18 protein-coding genes and 1 other RNA gene are annotated in these 21,378 nt (G+C 36.5%); 7 read left to right on the top strand and 12 right to left on the bottom strand.

Annotated features, from left to right (window positions below; translation table 11 throughout):
* Positions 1-8: 8 nt before the first annotated feature.
* From FK004_RS16500 to FK004_RS16510, 3 genes are all read right to left on the bottom strand, one after another.
* Positions 9-3,092 (bottom strand): SusC/RagA family TonB-linked outer membrane protein, encoded by a 3,084-nt coding sequence (locus tag FK004_RS16500; RefSeq protein WP_108738247.1) that lies wholly within the window; start codon positions 3,090-3,092, stop codon positions 9-11.
* 240 nt (positions 3,093-3,332) lie between these two features.
* A complete protein-coding gene (locus FK004_RS16505; RefSeq protein ID WP_108738248.1) occupies positions 3,333-6,083 on the bottom strand; it encodes a ligand-binding sensor domain-containing protein in 2,751 nt (916 codons plus the stop codon).
* 98 nt (positions 6,084-6,181) lie between these two features.
* The gene (locus FK004_RS16510) at positions 6,182-7,384 is read right to left on the bottom strand and encodes an NAD(P)-dependent oxidoreductase (protein WP_108738249.1); all 1,203 of its coding nucleotides are present in this window, start codon (positions 7,382-7,384) and stop codon (positions 6,182-6,184) included.
* Between the two features lie 171 nt (positions 7,385-7,555).
* On the opposite strand from FK004_RS16510, the gene ssrA reads away from it, so the two are divergent.
* Together ssrA and FK004_RS16520 are read left to right on the top strand one after the other, a co-directional pair.
* Positions 7,556-7,953: a transfer-messenger RNA gene (gene ssrA, locus FK004_RS16515) on the top strand.
* Between the two features lie 472 nt (positions 7,954-8,425).
* Positions 8,426-9,586, top strand: a complete 1,161-nt coding sequence (locus tag FK004_RS16520; RefSeq protein WP_108738250.1) for an alpha/beta hydrolase-fold protein — start codon at positions 8,426-8,428, stop codon at positions 9,584-9,586.
* Positions 9,587-9,769: 183 nt separating this feature from the next.
* Here FK004_RS16520 and FK004_RS16525 read toward each other — a convergent pair whose 3' ends face one another.
* A complete protein-coding gene (locus FK004_RS16525; RefSeq protein WP_108738251.1) occupies positions 9,770-11,431 on the bottom strand; it encodes a serine hydrolase domain-containing protein in 1,662 nt (553 codons plus the stop codon).
* Positions 11,432-11,758: 327 nt separating this feature from the next.
* On the opposite strand from FK004_RS16525, the gene FK004_RS16530 reads away from it, so the two are divergent.
* The 3 genes from FK004_RS16530 to FK004_RS16540 all read left to right on the top strand — a co-directional run bounded on the left by FK004_RS16530 (position 11,759) and on the right by FK004_RS16540 (position 14,434).
* Complete coding sequence (locus FK004_RS16530) at positions 11,759-12,604, top strand: GNAT family N-acetyltransferase (RefSeq protein WP_108738252.1); 846 nt, start codon at positions 11,759-11,761, stop codon at positions 12,602-12,604.
* A 227-nt stretch (positions 12,605-12,831) separates the two neighbouring features.
* Positions 12,832-13,596: a type I methionyl aminopeptidase gene (map, locus tag FK004_RS16535; protein ID WP_108738253.1), complete on the top strand. Its 765-nt coding sequence runs from the start codon at positions 12,832-12,834 to the stop codon at positions 13,594-13,596.
* A gap of 184 nt (positions 13,597-13,780) precedes the next feature.
* On the top strand, positions 13,781-14,434 hold the full coding sequence (locus FK004_RS16540) for a Rossmann-fold NAD(P)-binding domain-containing protein (RefSeq protein ID WP_108738254.1): 654 nt from the start codon (positions 13,781-13,783) through the stop codon (positions 14,432-14,434).
* Positions 14,435-14,538: 104 nt separating this feature from the next.
* Here FK004_RS16540 and FK004_RS16545 read toward each other — a convergent pair whose 3' ends face one another.
* The 7 genes from FK004_RS16545 to FK004_RS16575 all read right to left on the bottom strand — a co-directional run bounded on the left by FK004_RS16545 (position 14,539) and on the right by FK004_RS16575 (position 18,942).
* Positions 14,539-15,129, bottom strand: coding sequence for an HD domain-containing protein (locus FK004_RS16545; RefSeq protein ID WP_108738255.1), 591 nt, complete (start codon positions 15,127-15,129; stop codon positions 14,539-14,541).
* A gap of 260 nt (positions 15,130-15,389) precedes the next feature.
* Positions 15,390-15,974: a YdeI/OmpD-associated family protein gene (locus FK004_RS16550; RefSeq protein WP_108738256.1), complete on the bottom strand. Its 585-nt coding sequence runs from the start codon at positions 15,972-15,974 to the stop codon at positions 15,390-15,392.
* Positions 15,975-15,982: 8 nt separating this feature from the next.
* Positions 15,983-16,435, bottom strand: a complete 453-nt coding sequence (locus FK004_RS16555; RefSeq protein ID WP_108738257.1) for a DUF1569 domain-containing protein — start codon at positions 16,433-16,435, stop codon at positions 15,983-15,985.
* 75 nt (positions 16,436-16,510) lie between these two features.
* Positions 16,511-17,203, bottom strand: coding sequence for a helix-turn-helix transcriptional regulator (locus FK004_RS16560; RefSeq protein WP_108738258.1), 693 nt, complete (start codon positions 17,201-17,203; stop codon positions 16,511-16,513).
* Between the two features lie 222 nt (positions 17,204-17,425).
* Complete coding sequence (locus FK004_RS16565) at positions 17,426-17,695, bottom strand: hypothetical protein (protein WP_108738259.1); 270 nt, start codon at positions 17,693-17,695, stop codon at positions 17,426-17,428.
* A gap of 526 nt (positions 17,696-18,221) precedes the next feature.
* Entirely contained in the window at positions 18,222-18,548 is a 327-nt protein-coding gene (locus tag FK004_RS16570) for a hypothetical protein (RefSeq protein ID WP_108738260.1), read from the bottom strand.
* 163 nt (positions 18,549-18,711) lie between these two features.
* Entirely contained in the window at positions 18,712-18,942 is a 231-nt protein-coding gene (locus tag FK004_RS16575) for a hypothetical protein (protein WP_108738261.1), read from the bottom strand.
* A 204-nt stretch (positions 18,943-19,146) separates the two neighbouring features.
* Between FK004_RS16575 and FK004_RS16580 the strand changes: the two genes are divergently transcribed.
* Positions 19,147-19,443: a hypothetical protein gene (locus FK004_RS16580; RefSeq protein WP_108738262.1), complete on the top strand. Its 297-nt coding sequence runs from the start codon at positions 19,147-19,149 to the stop codon at positions 19,441-19,443.
* A gap of 15 nt (positions 19,444-19,458) precedes the next feature.
* On the opposite strand, the gene FK004_RS16585 is transcribed toward FK004_RS16580, so the two are convergent.
* The gene (locus tag FK004_RS16585) at positions 19,459-20,199 is read right to left on the bottom strand and encodes a LexA family transcriptional regulator (RefSeq protein WP_108738263.1); all 741 of its coding nucleotides are present in this window, start codon (positions 20,197-20,199) and stop codon (positions 19,459-19,461) included.
* A 419-nt stretch (positions 20,200-20,618) separates the two neighbouring features.
* Here FK004_RS16585 and FK004_RS16590 point away from each other — a divergent pair, with 419 nt between their 5' ends.
* Positions 20,619-21,320 (top strand): hypothetical protein, encoded by a 702-nt coding sequence (locus FK004_RS16590; protein WP_157956139.1) that lies wholly within the window; start codon positions 20,619-20,621, stop codon positions 21,318-21,320.
* Positions 21,321-21,378: the final 58 nt, after the last annotated feature.

A 21,378-nucleotide genomic window follows, 5' to 3' on the forward strand; every position in this document is an offset into this window, starting at 1 on the left:
TCTTATTTTTATAATTCTATAGAAACACCAAACATGAATGTTTTTGTATTTGGGTAAGCCGATAATTCGATCCCTGCTGTCTCTCCCGGTACTCCTCCGTTATTTAACTCTGGAGTAAATCCGGAATATTTAGTGAATAAGAATGGGTTTTGTGCAGTAGCATAAATCCGTACTTTGGATACTTCTCTTAAAACATCTGTAAAAGTATAACCTACAGTGATGTTGTTAATTCTGAAATAATCTCCTTTTTCAAGATAATAGCTGGAAGCGGTAGCTGTTCTGTTAGCTCCCGGATCTGTATTGGTACTTCCCGGACCTGTCCATCGGGTATCAAAAGCTTCCTGTGTGATGTTTTCTCCACCATTAACACGGGTACCTTTTAATCCGTTGTACACTTTATTCCCTCCTACACCAAAACCGTCTACAGAGAAATCAAGGTTTTTATATGTGAATCCAACATTAATTCCGTAGTTAAAGGTTGGCAGATAAGAGCCGAAGAATTTTTTATCCTCATCGGTAATTTTACCATCACCATTTAAATCGGTATATTTCAACTGTCCTGGCTGTGCACCCGGTAAGTGTGGGTTAGCATCAATTTCAGCCTGAGTCTGCCAAACTCCATCTGCCTGGTACATCCACCATGCATAAATCGGTTGCCCTGCCTGAAGCCTTTTAGTGATTTGCCCATTCGCTAAACTTCCTCCTGTTGTCCCATCGTAAGCAGGCTTCACATTGGTTAAGGTATTTTGGTTCCGGGTAAATGTACCTCCGATAAAGTATCCAAAATCTTCACCGATTTTATCTTTCCAGTTTAAAGAAATCTCAAATCCTTCATTTTTAATTTCGCCACCGTGATCGTAATACTTCTCTGTATAGGGATCATTCAAAAGCGGGGTTACATATAAAATTGCATTGGTTGTTTTTCTATTGTAATAGTCTACACTACCTGCTAATCTTCTATCCAAAAATTCGAAATCCATACCTACATTCACCTCTTTGGTTACTTCCCAAGTCAGCTGTTTTGCAGGAGATCCTAAATACGCTCCATATATTAAATCCTGGTTCGGTCCGAATACATAGTTGTAACTTTTACTATCCAATCCACTAAAGATCAAATTGGCATTAAAAGGAACATTCGCATTTCCTAATTCCCCGTAACCCCCACGGATTTTAAGGAAATCTACATTTTTAATATCGCTTAAGAAATTCTCTTTTGTCAATACCCAACCTCCGGATACTGATGGGAAATTCCCCCAATATTCATTGTTTTGCTTGAAGTTACTGTTACCGTCTCTTCTAAAGTTGGCTGTTAAGAAATACTTTTCGTCAAAATTATATTGAAGACGTCCAAAATAAGATAAAATCTGTGTTGGAGTTGAGTAATACTGCGTAGCGCTTACTGCTCCATTTGCATGTTTAATATTCCAGTATTGCTCCTGAACCGGAACATTGTAACCGGACATTTTAGAACTGTAAATATCATTTCTTCTGTCTTTGGTAACCCCAGCTACTACAGTCAGATTATGTTTGTCAAAACTTTTATTAAAAGTCAGGAAGGTATCCCAGTTGTAACGGAAACTCTCTACATCTTCATACGACAATAAATTGTTTGCATAAGTTGCTGAAGTAGGATTTGCTACTTGTAAAGCATCAAATTCTGCTGCTGTCCTTGTTGGATCTGCGGCTAAATATGTCCCTCTGATATCATTATAAATCCTGTTCTTGGAGAAACTCTTATTCAGACCTACTCTGGTATTTACTTTCAGGTAGTCCGTTAATTTCAGTTCTGCATCAAACATACCCTGAAGTTCTGCCATTTTTGTTTCTTCATTTGCAAATCCTACAGTAGCCAATGGGTTTCCTGTTGAATTTAACTTACCAATATTCTGGCCTGGAGCTCCTGTATACCCTACAACTCCTGTTGCTACATTATAAAATGGCTGCCCATAAGCTCCATTAGCATAATAAGCCGGTACAATTGGGGCTTGGCGGTATGCCTCATCAAAAGCAGCAAACGGTTTTGGATTTATTTTAGTAAAAGCAGCACTTGAATTTTGTGAAATTTTCAGTTTGCCATCGAATAATTTAAAGGTATTGTTGGAACGCAATGTATTTCTACTCAGGTCCTGCCCTTGCAAAACGCCTTCCTCATTATAGTTATTAAAACTAAAATAATAAGTTGCCATGTCACTTCCTCCAGACACTGCTACATTGTTGTTTTGAGAATGCCCAACGTGGGTCACTTGTTTGAACCAGTCTGTGTTATACGGCTGATTTGGAGACAAGAAGCTGGTACTTCCAATGGCTTGTTGATTTTCGTTGAAGAATGTCACATAGTCACTGGCACCGGCCATTTTCACCTGGTTTAACACTGATTTTGCAGCATAAGTAGAGCTGGCAGAAATATTCATCTTACCTGCTTTTCCTTTTTTAGTTGTGATCAAAACTACCCCATTAGCTGCAGAAGAACCGTAAATCGCAGCTGAGGAAGCATCTTTCAGGATGTCCATGCTTTCAATATCGGTTGGGCTGATATTGGCAATACTACCTGTTACCACACCATCTACTACATATAAAGGTGCACTTCCTGAGGCAGCACTTCCCAATCCCCTGATTCTTACTGTTGGAGCAGCACCTGGGGCATCATTATTAATAATGGTTACCCCGGCAACTTTACCCTGAATGGATTGCATTGCATTGTACGATTGTTGTTTGGTGAACTGATCTGATTTTACAGAACCTACAGCTCCGGTTAGATCCGATCTTTTTTGCGTTCCGTATCCTACCACCACCACTTCATTAAGGGTCGTTTCGGCACTTGGGAGCATAATAACACTCATTGGACTTGCCGCTTTCATAGTGACAGTCTCAAAACCAATCATTGAAAACCTGATTGGATCACCTTGTTTGGCATTTAAAGTAAAATTTCCATCCAAATCAGTTAGTGTAGTCTGATTGGTGGAAGCCGACAACACAATCACATCGGGAATAGCGAGTCCATTTCCGTCCTGTACTTTTCCAGTAATGCTCTGCCCGTTCGTCAAAAGGGGAGCAAAAAGCAAGGCGAGAATTCCTAATAGAAAGTTTCTCATTAGTTATTTTATTGTTAAAGTTAGTGGAGCCAAATTAAAAAATTACAACGTTGTAGTAACTATGGGAGTGTTGCTACACAACTACATCAAAATGATATCTATTTTACAATTTATCCGTATTTACTGGTCTTTAGCAGGGGTTATGTTGTAGTGTGAAGCCTTGCTTGATGTAGTATTGATGTGGTATAGAATATGCAATAATGCCGCTTAAAATTACATTATTGGTAATTTTAGAGTATATTAAATGGTAAACATAAATCGAAGTAGGTTCTCTTCGGGTGCAAGCTCGAGTTTCTTACGCAAACGATAGCGTTGCAACTCTACCCCACGATAGGAAATATTCATTAATGGGGCAATTTCTTTAGAGGATAAATTCATCTTAAGGTAGATGCATAACTTGATATCCTTCGGGGTGAGTACCGGATATTTTTTGGAAAGTTTCTGGATGAAATCCTTATTCACTTCAAAAAGGTTATTTTCAAATATATCCCATTCATGTTTATTGATATCATTAATTTTGATCGACTTTTTAATTTGGTCTTTCATTTTATTGAGATCCGTTTCGGTATTCAGGATTTCCTGAATCTTTTCAATCATTTCCGTTTGTTTCGCAATGGAAAGAGATTTCCCTGCTACTTCAGACGACTTCGACTGTACCTGAAGTTCCAAAATATGCTTTTCGTACTCCTGGATATTGAGCTCATTCTCGGCTTTTAACTCGATTTCTAAAATTTTCTTCTGGTGTTTGAGTTCTTCCTCCCTTAAAAGGAGTTTTTGCTGGTACCGTATTTTGTTCCATTTATAATACAGGTAAAAACTACCTGAAATGACGGCACAATACACGAGGATCATCCAAAAAGAAAAATACCAGGGCTTGGCGACGCTAAAATGATATTCTGCAATCCGGATATAGTTTTTTCCGTCATTGTAAAACACATTGATTTCCTGGGTACCACTACTCAGGTTATTCAGTATAACACGCCCGCTTTTCACCCGGATCATTTTCTGGGTGCCATTCAGCGTGTAAAACAAATTAGGACGGCTATAGCCGTAATATTCTGGTATGATGTTCACATCTACGGATTGGTTGTAGCTTATTTTAGTATCTTCATCAACCAAATTGCCCTGGTAGAAAGCCTCAATGGTCACATTATCGACTTTCTCCCCTATCTTATTCAATTGTAATGATACGAAACCATCATCCAGGTTAATCAGGAGATTGTTCTTATCCTTATGTACTTTTGTATTCTCAATAATCAGTTTTCCTTCATAATACTTCTCCGGAATAAATTGCCAGATAAATTCATCGTTCACCTGTGATATGATATACAACAAACCATCCCGGGCTACCAGAAAGCTATCGTCTTCAATGGGTACGATATCCGAAAAATTTTGAAAATATTTATTGAATATGACATTCAGCTCCAGTTTTTCCGAAATAGAATTATAGTTGTACCACTGCCTGTTGATCAGGAACAGCATCTCATTTTTATAGTTGAAAAGCTTAACCGTATAATCGTTCTTGATTCCGTTTTTCTCCGAGATATTTTCGATTTTTGTGGTATTGTAGTTTTCGTCGTATTGAATCCGGTACAAGCTTCGGTAATTATCTGCTGCCCATAGTTCGCCGGGCTTATTCTGTGCGATATTTCGTATTGGCTTCGAAAATCCCTTCAGGATTTTCCATTTTGTGAGGTCGTTTGGATTTTCATATACAGCAATCCCGAAGTAGGTACACTGAAAATAGGCATTGTCAAATTCGCTTTTCAGTATTTTCCATCCGCCACTCACTGTATTTATCTTACGTAGGCTGGTGTTTCCGTCATAAATATAAGTTCCGTCATTATGCCCGATGATAAATTGCTTGCCACTTTTGTAAATATCCCAGACCTGCCCCTGCGAATTTGGAATCACTGCCAATTTATTATCCTTACTCGTAAATATACCATGGTTGGTCACAAAGAGATAGCCATTATCAATAGTCGATAGCGCATATACAGAACCGAGAATACCGGAATTGTCTGAAAATATCCGTACTGGTGAATTGATTTCTATATGACTGATCCCATTATCCAGTCCGAGCCAAAGGTCTTTTTCCCGGTCGATAGTAATCGACAGTACAGCATTGTTTTTTAAGGAGTTTTCCCTATTGATGTTTTTATAGGAATTGGTTTTAAGGTCTATAATGTAAAGTCCCTGTAAACCGGTACCGATTACAAGATTTTCCCCATCTATGAACTTCGCCGTCACAATAACCTGACTCTTCAACAACGCATTCAGTGGATTATTCCAGGGTACGAGTGTATTGTTTTCGGCTACAAAAACACCATTATTTTTGGTAAAAAAGTAAACTACGCCATTGTGCTTTTCAATATTATGCACCACATTATGCTCTAATAAACCCCAATTTTGTTTTTTCGTGAATTTGCTACCCTCCATTACGTAAATCCCCTCTGTTACCGAAGCTGCGTAAATCTGATTATCAATTACATAACAATATGAAATTTGGGTAGGGAATTTTATTTTTTCTATAGCCTCCTTCGTACTGCAATAAATCTCATTGAAACCCTGGAAGTAGATGGTGTTTTTTAATTTGAATATTTTCCATATTTCTTCATTGTCAGCATTCCCATCAAAAAGCTTTTTATTTTTTGACATGGAAAAATACTGCATTTTGCCTTTTATACGCTTCCAATACCCGAATTCCTTATAAGAGCCGCAATATATTCTATCCCCATCTACAAAAATGGAACGAATGATTGTTTTATTAGGTAAGATGTATTTTTCCCACTTAACGCCATCATAGCGTAATAGATAATGGTTATTGGCAAAATACATAGCATTGTCATTGCCCTGAGCCACATTCCAAACCTGATTGTCTCCCTTATAATCGGATTTACTGAAATTTTCAACAAAAGGAAGGATTTGTTGGGCTTGTAACTGGAAAGAAATAAGAAGAAATAAAAATATTTTCAGAACATTGATTCTCACGGCGTACTATTTATAGTCAAAAATAGAAAACTTATTGCTTATATCAGTACTCCTTATTATATGTTTATAAAAAATGCCCCATTCCTGGAGCATTTGCTTTATTTTCCGTCTACGTAATCCTGCAGGTAACTGAATCGTGGTGTCAGTTTTCCTTTTTCTGTGATCTTAGCCCTTTCGAGTATACCTTCCTCATCTCCATTAAAGAAAGCGGGAATCACATGTTCTTCAAACATCTGCCCAAATCCTTCACTGGCATCTTTAGGAAGCTCACAAGGAAGATTGTCTACAGCCATTACTACTATGGCAGCGGGATGGTGCACATCAATTTCCTTTTCTTCGTGTGGGTGATAACCGTATAAAGGTTCTGCAATTGTGGACGATCGAATAGTACTCGCAATCGGCCCGTTTACATCACAGGAAATATCTGCGATTACCTTAATTTTAAAATCCGGTGCTTTAATCATGGGTGACGTCAATATTACCGGTGATGCGTTATTATAAAAGTGCCCGGCCATATAGATATCGGCCACTTTAGTATATTTTTCGAAATCAGAAACGTAGGCTTCAGGATTATCATAAAAGTCCTCATTCCCTAACACCTGCCCATCCTTACGCTTGTTGTACTCTAATACATCAATCTGGGTATAAACGGGTTTGTCATAGTTTTTAGTGAGAAAATCATGGTGTGATACTTCTTTGACCTTCATTTCATCCAACAGTTCTTTGGCACCATTCCCTACTTTACCTTTTCCTGTCAGTACAATCTTCAACGGTGGCAAAAAAGGCCTTTTAAGGTATTTCACCAAATCATCTTTACCAGCCAGTGTTTCTGCTTTAGGCAAATTAAAGAGTTCAAATTTAAGCCCGAAAGCTCGGAAAGCATTATAAGCTCCTACAATCCCAGCATATTTACCAAAACCAATCAAACGCCGGTGTTCGGCATCGACTATCGTTTCATGATCGTATAATTCTATATTTTTTTCTAAAACAGCCTGCAAAAGCTTGCGGTTATAGGGTTGTTTTTTTATGGTATGGGAAAAGAAAAAATACTTTTTATTGGGAATCAAGTACTCCAAAGGCACTTCTTTTACACCAATAAGGACATCACAATCGGAAATATCATTACTAACTTCTATTCCGAGACTGGCATATTGCTCGTCTGTGAATATCCTGATATCAGAACTTTCTACTTTTACTGTAGCTTCCGGATATTTTTCTGTAATCGAAATTAAATTCTGAGGTGGAAAAACGACTCTTCTGTCGGGTGGATTCTTTCTTTCTTTAATTATTGCGAATTTCATTTTGGGGGTAGTTAGTTTGGTGTTTATCTCTATGTAACGTTAAGGTTATGTTTTGTTTCAAATGTAACATTTACTAAAATAGTATGCAATAGTTTTTTTTCAAATTTATTTGGGCTACCTTTGCACCCTGTTTTACAGTATCCGTTACTTTAAAATGGGAATTGCACTACTGGGGCCGACTGGTTTTGACAGCAAGTGGAATTAAATAGTAAGCACGTCGAGCGTTGTAATGTAGCTCGTAAATATCATGTTGCAACACTTTTACACGGCGAAAATAACTACGCTCTAGCTGCATAATCTGAATTATAGTAAGATTAGCCTTGTTCCTATCAGATAGGAAAGCAAGATTCTCCTTGAAAGCCTTGGTTTGTGGCGTTCTTTAAAGGGGAACCGTAAAAATAGACCTAGAGATGGTTACGCTTCGGAGCCATTTTGACAACTAAGAAGATAAGGATCATGTGGCTGTTTCTGGCCGAGCATGATTACGAAAATTCAATCGGAAAATAAGCGTGTAGAAAGCTTTTTGATTGCTTGTTTGGACCCGGGTTCGATTCCCGGCGGCTCCACAAAAAAGCCTGCAAATATGATAATTTGCAGGCTTTTTATTTTTTAGTTGACAATTTAGTTGATATTTTTATTGTGAATAAAAAGCTTTCGCTCTCATCTAATTAAATCTCTTTTAAATATTTAATCTTCAAAAATATTTTGCCCATCTTTGATTTCCCGAACTTCCGATATCCGGTTAAGTTTAAAATTACGAACTTTCCCATTTCTCAATAAACAATTGGTTTTTAATAATATTTCAACATTATCATCTTCAAAAACTACTTTAGAGAGAATATTATTAGGAATGGAATCACCTTCTAAATGGATAAATATTAATCAATTTTACCATAGTACATCAATTGTAATATTTCTTTTTTGTGTACTATTGTAAAAATACTATACTCGATTAGGTACCAAATATAGCGCTATAATGAGTCGGGAACGACCCATAAAGCATTGACTAAATACAACTTAAACCCCTTTAACAACACCGAGATGATTAAAAAAACTTTTGTATTACTTTTTATTTTTAATTCACTAACTGTAACTCTATTTGCACAAAAATACGAAAGGTATAAAAAGTTAAAAGACACGACCATAATTTCTAAATATCTTGGATTTGAAAAAAAGATTTCTATACTGGTTCCAATAGAGTGGCAAAATGAATTAAAAAACAATTTCCCATTAATTATTATATTTGATGAGCAAAATCAAAGAAGTCATAACTATATAATTAATACAATTGATTACCTGACCAGTAATGAACTAATGCCATCATCTATAATAATTAGTGTAGCATCGGAACAGCGTTATCGGTACATTGAAACACAGTATAAAATTTCTGATCCAAATGGACTGGCTTCAGAGAATGAAAAATTCATTTTTGAAGAACTTATTCCACTTGCCGAAAAGGAATATAATGCTTCTCCTTTTAGGTTATTAATTGGTCATTCAAGATATGGTTATTTCACGACATCGCTTTTTAATTCCAGAATAAATGATTTGAACGCTGTTATTTCTATGAGTCCGTTTTTTATTCAGAAAAACGTTGACTTAACAGATTCAATTAGCAAATTAAATAAACAATCCTATTCTTCTAAAAAATATTATCGCTTTGGAATTGGTAACGATTTTCCAGAGGATTTTAATAAGATGGATTCCATTATAAAGAAACCTGTACTCCATCCTTTATTAGACATTAGAGGGTTTCGTTTTAAAGAAGCGGGTCATGATGCTACACCTGGCCTAATAATAAATACTGCGCTTTATGAAATATTTGAAGAATGGTCTACAATTCAGGCAAAGTATTCCTCCATCAAGCAAAAAGATTTAAGTATTAAAGCATCCCTTGATCAGGAGATATTATCCAACTATGGTATCCAACTGAATTTTTCAATTGGAATTTTGAATGGTAAAGGATGGTATTTTTATAATGAAAAACAATATGACAAAGCTATCCAAGCCTGGCAAATATTAATGGCTTCTTACCCTAATTTTTCTGAAGGTTATTTATATATGATAAAAGCTCAAATTCAACTAAAACATAATTATTATAAAACAGTCGATGATTTCAAGAAGTCTTTGGATAATTCTGGGATTTATACCGAAAAAGAAAAAAAGGAATTAACATTGGAATTAGAAGAAATGATAAAATAAACAGCAGCTAAAGTATTGCAAAATGCTTCATTTTATATTTTCAAAAATGTCAAAAGAGGTATTAGGTATTCGATAGAGATCCTGATCATTTCACAAAAAAGCCTGCACATTATTATATTTGCAGGCTTTTTTTATGGTATTCCGAGTTGTCAAAATTTATAATTATAAGCTGGTATCCTAAAATTATTTAATGGCGTTTTGTTTTACAAACTGCATATTTATCGCTCTCGGGTGACTTAAGGTAAAAGCGGTAAATTCTCCTTTTTCGTCCTTGATAAAAGTAATTTTACCATGTGAGGTGGAAAATAAATCTTCAGCCTGGGGTGGGCTTGCACTATAAGACTCCTTGTCTCCCATCCTGTAATACAGTATGCCGTTTTCAGTAAATAAAGTTATCTTGGAGTCTAGTGATTTGCAATAAAATGAACCCGTATATTTGTCGTAGATCGTTACATCAGGATCTTTATCCAAACGTTTGAAGAGGCTATTTTCCCCATCGCCCACTATGCGTAACTCCGTAGCTTTGCCCAACTTAAAGCCGCTAAAAATAAGGCTAAGATCTTCAACATTAAAATGATGCTCTTCTTTAGCTGGCTGAAGCAATAAACCAACCTTGTTCCAGAGTTGTGTCATCTTTAATTTGCCCTCTTCAATTGTTATTTTAATTACATAACCTGACGAAAGCTCATAGTTGCCAACATAGCTTTCCTGTATAGCCGGATCAATTGTCACAGCTTCTGCCTGAATCTTTGCTACTGTGTCAGTTGCATTTGCTACTTTTGGATAGTCGTATTTGTCTCCCAGCAACAGATCTACCGCTGCCCCTAAAACTGGATATCGCTCGAAATCATCATCATTGGACAACACTACAATAGCGATCTTATCATCCGGAAAGTAAGCCGTTATACAATGAAACCCTACCACATCGCCCCCGTGATTAATCATGGTATGGTTTGCGTATTTTAGATTAAACAACCCTTTAGTATATACGAACCCTTTACCCTGAGCAGGATTTCCTGCTACCATTGCCTTCCAAAATGCATCCCCAAAAACATGGTGCGTTTGCATTTCAAAAAGCCACTTTTGAAGATCGTTTGCAGTACTGTACACTCCTGCACCTCCAACAAAAAACTCATCTATTTCACTTGGGCTATACCCCTTTTCATTATTTTCATACCCGATAGCGGCATTTTTGACGGTATTGTTTGACCTTAAAACATAGCGTGTGTTTTTCATTTTAAGTGGACGGAAAATATTTTTTTCAGCAAATGCGCCCACACTCATACCTGAAACTTTTTCTATGATTTGTCCTAAGCACCAATAGCCAGAATTGCTGTAATTCCAATTGGCTCCGGGTTCATCATTGAGATCCTGCGCAATAAGCATCTTTTTTATCTGTTTCGCACTATAATCTTCTGAATTGTCACCTCTTAACATGGCAAGGGAGCGGTAGTCTTTTAATCCGCCAGTATGATTCAGCAATTGATTGATAGTTATTCTTTCCGCATATTCAGGAAACTCGGGTATGTATTTCCGCAGATTATCGTTAAAATTCAGTTTACCCTGTTGTTCCAATAATACGATGCATGCCGCTGTAAATTGCTTAGATGTAGAGGCAATCGCGAAAACCGTCTTATCGGTGATCTTCTCTTTACCTTCAAGATTAGCATAACCTGCCTGTTTGCTGTAGAGTACTTTACCATTTTTACTCACTAAGACTGTAAAACCCGGTTTATTTTTACCATCGTACAGTTTCATAATAGAATCAATAGGCTTAAAGTAATCTTGTGCTTTTAATTGCATCGTAGTTAGCATAATTGCCAGAAGTACTATTAATTTTTTCATATTGATTTTCTTTTCTTTTATATGTAAGTTCCTTGTTAATCTAATTGATATCTTTTACGTTTTATTGTTCAACCGGGACATTAAATCCCGAAACGCGAATATAGAAAAAAATCGAATAATGCCTAATGAATAATACCGTTCAGGAAAAGGATATATTACAACAATTCTTTTAATTTTTTCCGGAAAACTGAATACAATTCAATAAAAACTGTAAGAATTATATTCGATTTTTTAGTAGTATTGTAAACCCTTACCTTTAGCGTTTATCCCGCAAAAAGGGAACCCCCATAATTATGCAACGGACGCAATAATTTTACAGTAATTTTTATGATCACACTACAAACATTAGAGAATATTTCGATAGAAACACTTTTAGAGGTTTTCAATTTATCATTTTCTGACTATATCGTCCCTTTTCACCTCACTAAAGAACAATTACAGGATAAAATAAAAAGTGATAGTGTAAGGCTGGAATTTTCGGTAGGCGCATTTGAGGATAATCAGCTAATTGCTTTTTCACTGCATGGTTATGACATTATTGACGGTTTTAAAGTTGTCTATAATGCCGGAACGGGTGTAATCCCAGCTAAAAGAGGCAATAGATTAACTTCTAAAATGTATGATTATATCCTGCCCATTTTGCACAACAATAGTATTGACAAAGTAGTACTGGAAGTGATTACTACAAATGAGACTGCAGTAAAAACGTATCAGAACATTGGATTTAAAATTATCAGGCAATTGAACTGTTTCAAAGGTGTACTAAATACCTCCACGACAAATCATGACTTTGAAATTCGGGAATTAGAAGCCTATGACTGGCTCAAATTCCAGTCTTTTTGGGACTTTAAACCCACTTGGCAAAACTCTCTAACAGCGGTTGAACAACTAAAACAATCCAACGTCTCCATTGGAATTTATGATAATGAAACATTAATTGGCTATACCATTTATAACCCTAAGTCAAAGCGAATCCACCAACTTGCCGTTGACAAAAACTACAGAAACAGCGGTATTGCCCGGGAACTTTTAGCGTACATTTCAAGTAACCATGAAGCCGCTATTGCCTTCCTCAATATCGAAGACAGTTCCGCAGAAGTTTTAAAATTTATGACCGGTATAGGAATGGATGTTTATATTAAACAGTATGAAATGCAGCTAAATCTAAATTAAATTTCCTTTAAAGAAACGGCATGCCTTCTAATACAATTGAATTTATTTCTCAGTAAATAGATCAGAACCGGTGAAATCGCCTGTTTTGTACTTGCCGGAATCTTTCTTTTTCATAACTTCGTTTTGTCTGACAGAAAGTGTTCACTATCACGTTCCGGCAACAAAATCCGTAGCGTATTTACTGACAGGCTTTTACATGAAATAACAACTCCTTAATCAAAAGAAATATGTCCATAACGACCGAATCCGAATTAATCGGCATGCAAAAGGCAAGCGAAGTGGTTGCTTACACTTTGAAGGAAATGAGAAACTATGCCCAACCGGGTATGACAACAAAAGAATTAGACAACTTTGGCGGACAAATCTTAAATGATTTAGGAGCAAAATCAGCCCCTTATCTGACCTACGGCTTCCCGGGCTGGACGTGCATCAGCGTAAATAATGAATTTTGCCACGGTATACCATCAGACAAGACAATACTTCAGGAAGGTGATTTAATCAATATTGATGTATCCGCAGAATTAGACGGTTATTGGTCGGATAACGGAGGGTCATTTGTTATTGGAACTGACATCAACCAACATCAAAAACTTATTGAGGCTTCAAAAGAAATTTTACATAAAGCTATTGCAACTATAAAAGGGGGAATTCGAATTTCAGACGTGGGATTTTTAATTGAAACGGAAGCCAAAAAACGAGGCTACAAAGTTGTTAAAAACCTGACCGGACACGGAATAGGCCGAAGCCTTCACGAGGAGCCAAGCGAAATCCCTAATTTCAGGGATCGGTTTAACCTTGCACGATTTAAGAAAAATTCTGTAGTGGCTATAGAAACATTTATTTCAACCACTTCCACATTTGCCGAAACCCTACAGGACGGCTGGACTATGGTAGGAAATAAGGGTGGTTTTATGGCGCAACACGAACATACTATTGTTGTGACTGATGGTACACCAATTGTATTGACGGAGCGGAATGAAATATGGAATTAATCAAAAGATCATATTATAATATCTGACTACAGTACCAACAAAGGGAAGAGTGGCCTCTACTACGCTTTGTTTATAGATACGGCTAACTTACTTTATAAGCGATAGCATTACTCTATCAAAATTGTTTTGGCTTACGTTTTGCTGCCGTAAGTGTTGCTGCACTGGAAACTCTAAAAGTAAACTCATGAAAATTATTATAACAGGTGCTACCGGAATGGTAGGTGAAGGGATTCTGATTGAATGCCTCAATAATGAACATGTAACTGCTGTTCGCTATGTCGGACGGAAAACAAGTGGAATGGTGCATCCTAAGCTAAGCGAATATCTTATTCCTGAATTCCTTGCACTCAAAGATGGTGATGACAATCTCTCTGGTTATGATGCGTGTTTCTATTGCGCTGGCATCAGTAGCGTAGGGATAAATGAACCGGATTATACCCGGATTACCTATGATACCACATTACATTTTGCACAAATTCTACTACACCTAAATCCAGATATTGTATTCGACTTTGTATCGGGAGCTCATACAGACAGCACGGAAACGGGTAAAATAATGTGGGCTCGTGTTAAAGGAAAAACTGAAAATGCACTTGGTAAAATGGGATTCAGGGATCAGTATAATTTCCGCCCCAGTCTGATGATGCCCGATAAAAATCAGGTACACTTAAAAGGTTACAATAAATACATCAAACTGATGTACCCGTTACTGAATCTCTTTTATACCGGATGTTCCATTAGGGAAATAGGCAGGGCAATGATTGCTACTGTAAAAGTCGGATTCCCTAAAAAAACATTGGAAGCACGGGACATAAAAAAAGTAGCAACCCTCGGATGATCCATGCAATCGGATAACGTAAATTGACAACAGGTATTTTTATTATCAAACAGTATGAAATGGAGCTCAATCTAAATTAAAATCAGCCTTGTTTATTTTTGTCTTTACTTCTTTAAAATTCCACTTTCAACACTATCATCAATCAGCTTTTCAGCGTAACTCCATATCACATTTGAGCCCTCCTTTATCACGCTCTTTTTTTCATATACTTTTTCATACTTCACCCCGTATTCTTCCCATGTCCCTCCATTATTGGAACTATTTTGCAACAGTGGTTCCAACCTGTCCATTGCTTTGGCAAACTTAGCTTCCTTCGTCTCTCCTGCTTCAAATTCTTCCCATATCATAATAAATTCTTTGGACTGTTCCTCAGGTAACATACCAAAAATTCGGTTTGCTGCCAATCGTTCATCCTTTGTGTTTTGATGGTCTTTTTGAGTATCATAAATAAAAGTATCACCGGCATCAATTTCAACAATATCATGAATTAGAACCATTTTTATTACTTTTAGAATATCAATAGCTTCATTGGAATGTTCTGATAGAACGATTGCCATTAAAGCCAGGTGCCAACTATGTTCCGCATCATTTTCATGCCTATTACTATTGAACAATCTGGTCTTGCGCTGAATATATTTTACTTTATCTATTTCTTTGATGAAATCAATTTGTTTTAGCAATTTTTCTGTGAACATGTCTAAAGTGTTTTACGGGATTCTACTCTTAATCAAAGGTATAATTTTTAGAATTCTTGATACGCAATATGTATTATTTAAGTGATTAAAAACACCAACTATACCTACTTCCCCCATGTATACTCACTTTTTCTGGCTCTCTAAACACGCTGAAAACACGGAACATCAAAAAGTGGCAACCCGGGCTGAAATTTTGAACGGAAGCATCAAGCGGCCAATACTGCTATAAATCTTATGAACAGACATTTATATAATATTTATCAAAATTGTTTTGGCTTACGCCTTTCTGCTGCAAGTGTTGCTATTTCAGCAATCCGTTTTTGCCTGGTTTCCTGACGTTTGGCAAGCACGAGCCATTGTAATATACTCTTCCGTACGGACTTACTCAATCCTAAAAAGAAGTCAAATGAGCCTGGCTGGGTTTTGAATGCTTCTTCCAGGTCTGTAGGGATTTTCAATTCTTCCACATCGTCCAGGATGAGCCAGGAGCCATTTTGTTTGGCTGTTTCAATACTGTTATAACCGGCTACCGTCATGAGCCTTTCTTCTATTAAGCTTTGTACTTTACCTTTGTTTATTTTAGACCAGACACTATTTGGTTTTCGTTTGCAGAAAAATTGCATAAAGGTACGATCATCAATAGCTTTTTTTGTACTATCGATCCACCCAAAACAAAGGGCTTCGTCTACAGCATCACTGTAGCTTACAGTAGAAACATTAGACTGCTTTTTATGGTAAATCAACCAGACAGACTGCTCCGAGCTATGATTTTTTTCTAACCACAACCTCCAATCAGCCCGGCTTCCGGGACAAACTGTCCGTATCTCTTTTTCTTTCTTACTCATAGTGCTAATTAAGCCCCAAACTGCCTTAAATGGTGATCAAAATGTTTCCATTGCATAACGGCCCATTCTTCAGGCGTAAGGATTCCAAAAAATGCATGTGGATGCGTGGTACATTGTGCCGGGCCAACTTCAGAAAACAATTGAATTTGTTGTAGCAGTTGGGCCTTCCCGGTTTCAAAGTCCGGAGTGCCTGTAATGATATAACTCTTATCGGTTGTCCCATTTTTAGGAAATGGTTTATCACTGAAAAATTTAGGTTTCAATAACTTCCCAAAAGTACGCCCAACAAATCCTAATCTTTTAGGCCGATGCAATCCCATAGCAGTTTCGAGAGACGCACTACAATGCGCCAACATTTGGTTTACAGTCATTTTTCCCCATTGCCTTTTTGCGGTTGGTAATAGTTTTTCAATTCGTATTACGATCGCCGAAGCATCTGATTTGTGAAATAAATTATTCATTTATTATTGTCCTTTTTAGTTTGGGACAAAAGTAATAGCATACTGTGACAGCCCTATGTCAGGGGTCAGGACAACTTAATAATATTTGTTGAAATAGTCTTGTAGCGTCATATTGTGTGGGGCAAATTTATCCGGGAGTACTTCCAGTTTTTTAATCCGGTCCAGCCGGAAATACCGAAATTCATCCCGCAACCGGCATTTGGCTACCAACAGCCAGTTTTCCTGTGTACTTAGTAATGCAAAAGGCTCAATAATCCTGTTTGTAGTGCTATTTGCTTCGTTGGTATATTCTATTTTAGCAAGGTAAAAATTCGTCAGGGCAAATTGCAAATCGGATAAATTACTGCTGTTTCTCTCCCTGTTTGTATTCTGACTGAAACGGGTGCGATCGGCCAGTAAATTGGCCTTGTCTTTTAGGTTTTGTTTCAATACCGCTTTGATCTTATCAATAGCCTGTGCATAATCCTGGATGAAGGAAGTATCGCTATTTTTTAGTACCAGCTGTTCCGCAAGAATCAAAGCATTGGCTTCGGCTTCTGAGAACATAATCGGAGGAAGCCTATAGTGTTCCATCATCGTATATCCTTTACCTTCTTCCGTCACAATTGGGATTCCTGCCTCTTCGAGTGCCCTGATATCCCTGTAAATTGTCCTGACACTAACGGAAAATTTAGACGCAAGCGCTCCAGCTGTCACAATCCGTTTGGTTTGCAATTGGGTGACGATTGCCGTCAATCGTGAAATTCGTTTGGTGTCTGTAGTATCCATATTTACACAAATTACGGACAAATATGTCAATAATGATAATGCCTACATACAAGAACTTCGCTTTTCTATTTTATACGTAAAAGAGGGAGTCTCAAAACTATAACAAGTCCTTGAGAATTGCATATTTGAGACCTGCGCTCCGACAGGAGTCGAGTAAAAAACAGAAAAAGAGGCTATTTCACGAGTTGTGAGACAGCCTCTTTTATTTGATATTAAAATATCTTACATTCTAATGATCCCTGTTACATACGGATCTCCATTCAATGGCTTATAAATTTCTACAATAGCTTCCCAGATCGCATACGATGGTGGCACTGTAGCATCACATCTAAAACGATAATTTACACCTGCGACAACCTGAGTAGATACCATCTTTGGCGTATACTTTACACCCAGGATATTTTTGATTGCCTGTTCGAATACATTTTTATCTTCTGCTGTAAGTTCGTGGTATGGACTCCATCCACCAATTTGGCTTTCTTGATTTGACATAATTGCTATTGTTTTATTATTTTTCCTACTCTCCGGCTTTTCGGATTCCGCCTCGTTTATTACAGTGGTTGCTGTCTCCACTTATTTCATATTATTACAATTTTTACGGAATCAAATTCAAGAATCATAATCCGATAAAAATCATATACTTAACGAGTGCAAGCTAAAACAAAATCCGTTTTTGCAATTAAGTATAAATACCCGTTTTTCTATGACAGGTAGAAATACGAGCGATTTTAGTAGCTGGGAAATTTGATTTGAAAAAGTTTTCTGGGATGAAAATAAAGACCAGTACTTGCCGAAGTTGTTAAACATAGTATTGATCAGGAAAACCGGGATATCGCAATGCGAATGCACTACAAGCAGGAATACCCTATAATACAGGAGGGATAGATGACATTATTCCAAGCTGGATATCATAATTGGGCGGCTCATCATTTTTGGTTGAAATAAGGTAATGCTTTTAAAGCACAAAAAAGCCGTAATTACTATCATAATTACGGCTTTTTTATTTTATATCGGACTACTATTCCTCGTCGTCGTCGTCGTTATCATCCATTTCTAACAGATCCTGCTCTAAAAGATGTTCTTCAATAATCAGAAAGTCCCAGGCTTCTTTTAGAATGGTTTCTTTTTGTGTATCTTCAAGATCATTACCATCCAGCCAATGAATTTCTTCGATACTATCAAAAAACTCTTTGAAGTTAGCCTCGAGGACATCTTCCAGTTCATAACGTATCAGGACACGTGGCGTGCTTAACTTTATTATGGATTGTTGCCCAGGATAAAACTGTGCATTTTCTCCCCACCAGTAGTCTTTGTATTCTTCCTTATATTCTTCTTTTCTGCTCATGGCAATATTTTTTAGTGTAGGATTCAAAAGTAAGGAAAAAGTTTTTTCTATTCGACTTAAAAAAACTTAAATAACCAAGCAAATATTACCTGCATCCCTTAGATAGGGCTACAACATTTTACTGCTAATAATCAATATTATTGATCGCTTTAAGCACTTTAAATTAGATATCGTCTTCCCTCTTAAAGATAAGTTCCCTAAAAGTCAAATCTGAATACGATTGCTTATTGGTCAATAATTTGGTTACTTCCAATATTCCAATTGGAATCATAAGGGATACAAATCCTAAAAGAAGCAGATGGACTTCTTTACCGGAATCAAATACTTCCTCAATAATAACAAGTACTATTATTATCAATAAGAACAAGTATTTTACGAAATTAAGTGTTTTCATAAGTAGGGTGTGATTAACAAATCTACATTTTTTTCTGAGATAACAATAACATATTATAGGTGTTTTACTGCAGTGTATGAATAAAAACCAAAAAAAATGAAGATTTTAAAAACTATAACGTTTGCAGTTTCGTACATACTTTTTCAATGGCTCTTTTTTTCAGTGCATTTTTATTTTAGAACGTTTAATCTAAAACGGATTACTATGCTAAACTACTACAAAAAACACCTGAATTACAATTACTCTTGGGATCCTTTAAAGAAGGAAGCTACAGTTGGAAGATCACATCCGAATCCTTTACTGGATAGCGATGATGGTTATATGGTAGTATCATTTATCAATTCCTATATGCATTCCCGAAATTATCACGCATTGAGTACTTTTCAGGCTATTGAAGAATGCCTGAAAAGCCGGATTCCTTATTATATCAGAAATCCGGTGTTGGTATCAGAATGGCTTGACCTCTATTTTCATCCTGAATATATAATTGGTTTTCTCTGAACTCCCAATTATAGTTTACAGGTAATTTTTTTCAGAATTTTTAATTTTCTGAACGAAGCTTTCCAGGGTATTGATTTTATTATTAAAGTATTTCAGATTACTCGTATTGTTAATATCGCAGGACATTACAGACTTTACTTTCCAAAGTTCATCTATATCAGCCAGATCAAATAACAATGTCCTTGCATGCGGATTATTATCATTTATAAGCTGAATCGACTGATCCGATTCCGAAATCATTTTAACCCTGTTCACAAACATCCCTTTTTTACGGCTAATGATAATATAAATTTTATCATCCTGTAGGTTAGCAATATTTGCTTCTTCGCATATCGCAAAAGAATTTTCTTCCAATGTAGGAAACATATTATTGCTCATGATCTGAAATGCCCGGGTCGCATCCGATTTTACAAATGGAAAGTTATACCGTGGCAGGTTGTCCAATAGCCCTTTATCCGTTCCTAATATGTATTGAAAAAGAATTTCTTTGGAAACCAATACCGTTTCTGTAGAATGTGCACTGTCCATTTCTTTATAAAACTTTTTTCCTAACAAAAGATAGTTCAGATCAATCTCATAAAGTTCACAAATCGCGATTATGGAGTTAAAATCAACGCTGTTCCTTTTTTTCCAGGTAGATATTGTGTTAGGCTTTATAGTAAGGAACTGTGACAGTTCAATATCGGTCTTTATTTTAAGCGACTTCTTTAATCTTGTAATAATAAGATTCGCATTTAGAGAATTATTTACTTGCATGTTCGCAAAATGTATTATATTTTTATCCTGAAATAAAAAAAGTTAATTATTAGCTCTATATTAATCAACATTAAGTAGGTTATGGAGGGGGCAAAATGACAAAACGTGAACTACTTAGGCATTAAATAATTCATCTGAATATATTTTAAACTATGTAATTTTTATTTTGGGTTTATAAAATATTACACTCTGAATAATAACATACTAACTAATAGATAAATCTTAATAATCTAAAAATAGTATAGCAAATATATTTTATTTTTTTTAAAAATTTAAAAAAAACGCCTAAACAAACATTAAACTTCTCTTAATTAATTTAACCAGTTTTAATCTACAAATATAAAAGTAAAAAAACCTAAAATCGCCATAATGACCTACCAAAATATTAAAAAACAGAACTTTACCAAAAAATAAAGCGTATGAAATTAAACTTTACCCCTAAAAAAATTTGTAAGATTACGTTCTTTTTGTTATCATTTATGTTAATTTTGAATAACGAAGAAGCAAAAGCACAATCTGTCAAAGTATATCCTACTGTGATATCCGGGCAAGCCCAAGTGACTGCCCCAAATAACGCCACTGATGGTAACCTTACTACCAGTGCAACGCTTACTGCAAACTCAGGCGTCTTAGGTGTTGGAGCAACAACTGGTTATATTGAATTGGAATACCCAACCACACTTCCGGCAAACACTACTTCTTACATTAAAATCACAACCCAGGAAAACCTACTGTCCCCGCTACTTGGTGGCTCTTTAGGCAATTTATTATCCACTGTCCTCGGTACCGTATTAATTGGTAATCAGGAATTTAGCGTAGAAGCAAAAAATGGTACAACTACGGTTCAGCTTAACGAAAGCTCTAACAATGGTTTTTCTACTGTACGATCCCGGATTTTGGTCAATGCCAATAATGAATATTTTATTGCCATCACCCCTTCCCTTCCCTACAATCGCATCAGGGTTACCAACCGCTATCTGGCACTATTGGGACTTGCACAGGACAGGACACTCCAGGTGTATGATGCCTATTATATCTCTGGCAGTAGCGGGAATGATTGTGGTATTGCTTCGGCTACCGCATTTGATGGTAGCGGCCTTACCTGGATCTCATCAATGTAGGAGGTGCCGGTGTACTTAATCCTGGGAATGCCATTGACAGTGACCTTACAAATTTCTC

Source organism: Flavobacterium kingsejongi (genome assembly GCF_003076475.1).
GTDB lineage: Bacteria > Bacteroidota > Bacteroidia > Flavobacteriales > Flavobacteriaceae > Flavobacterium > Flavobacterium kingsejongi.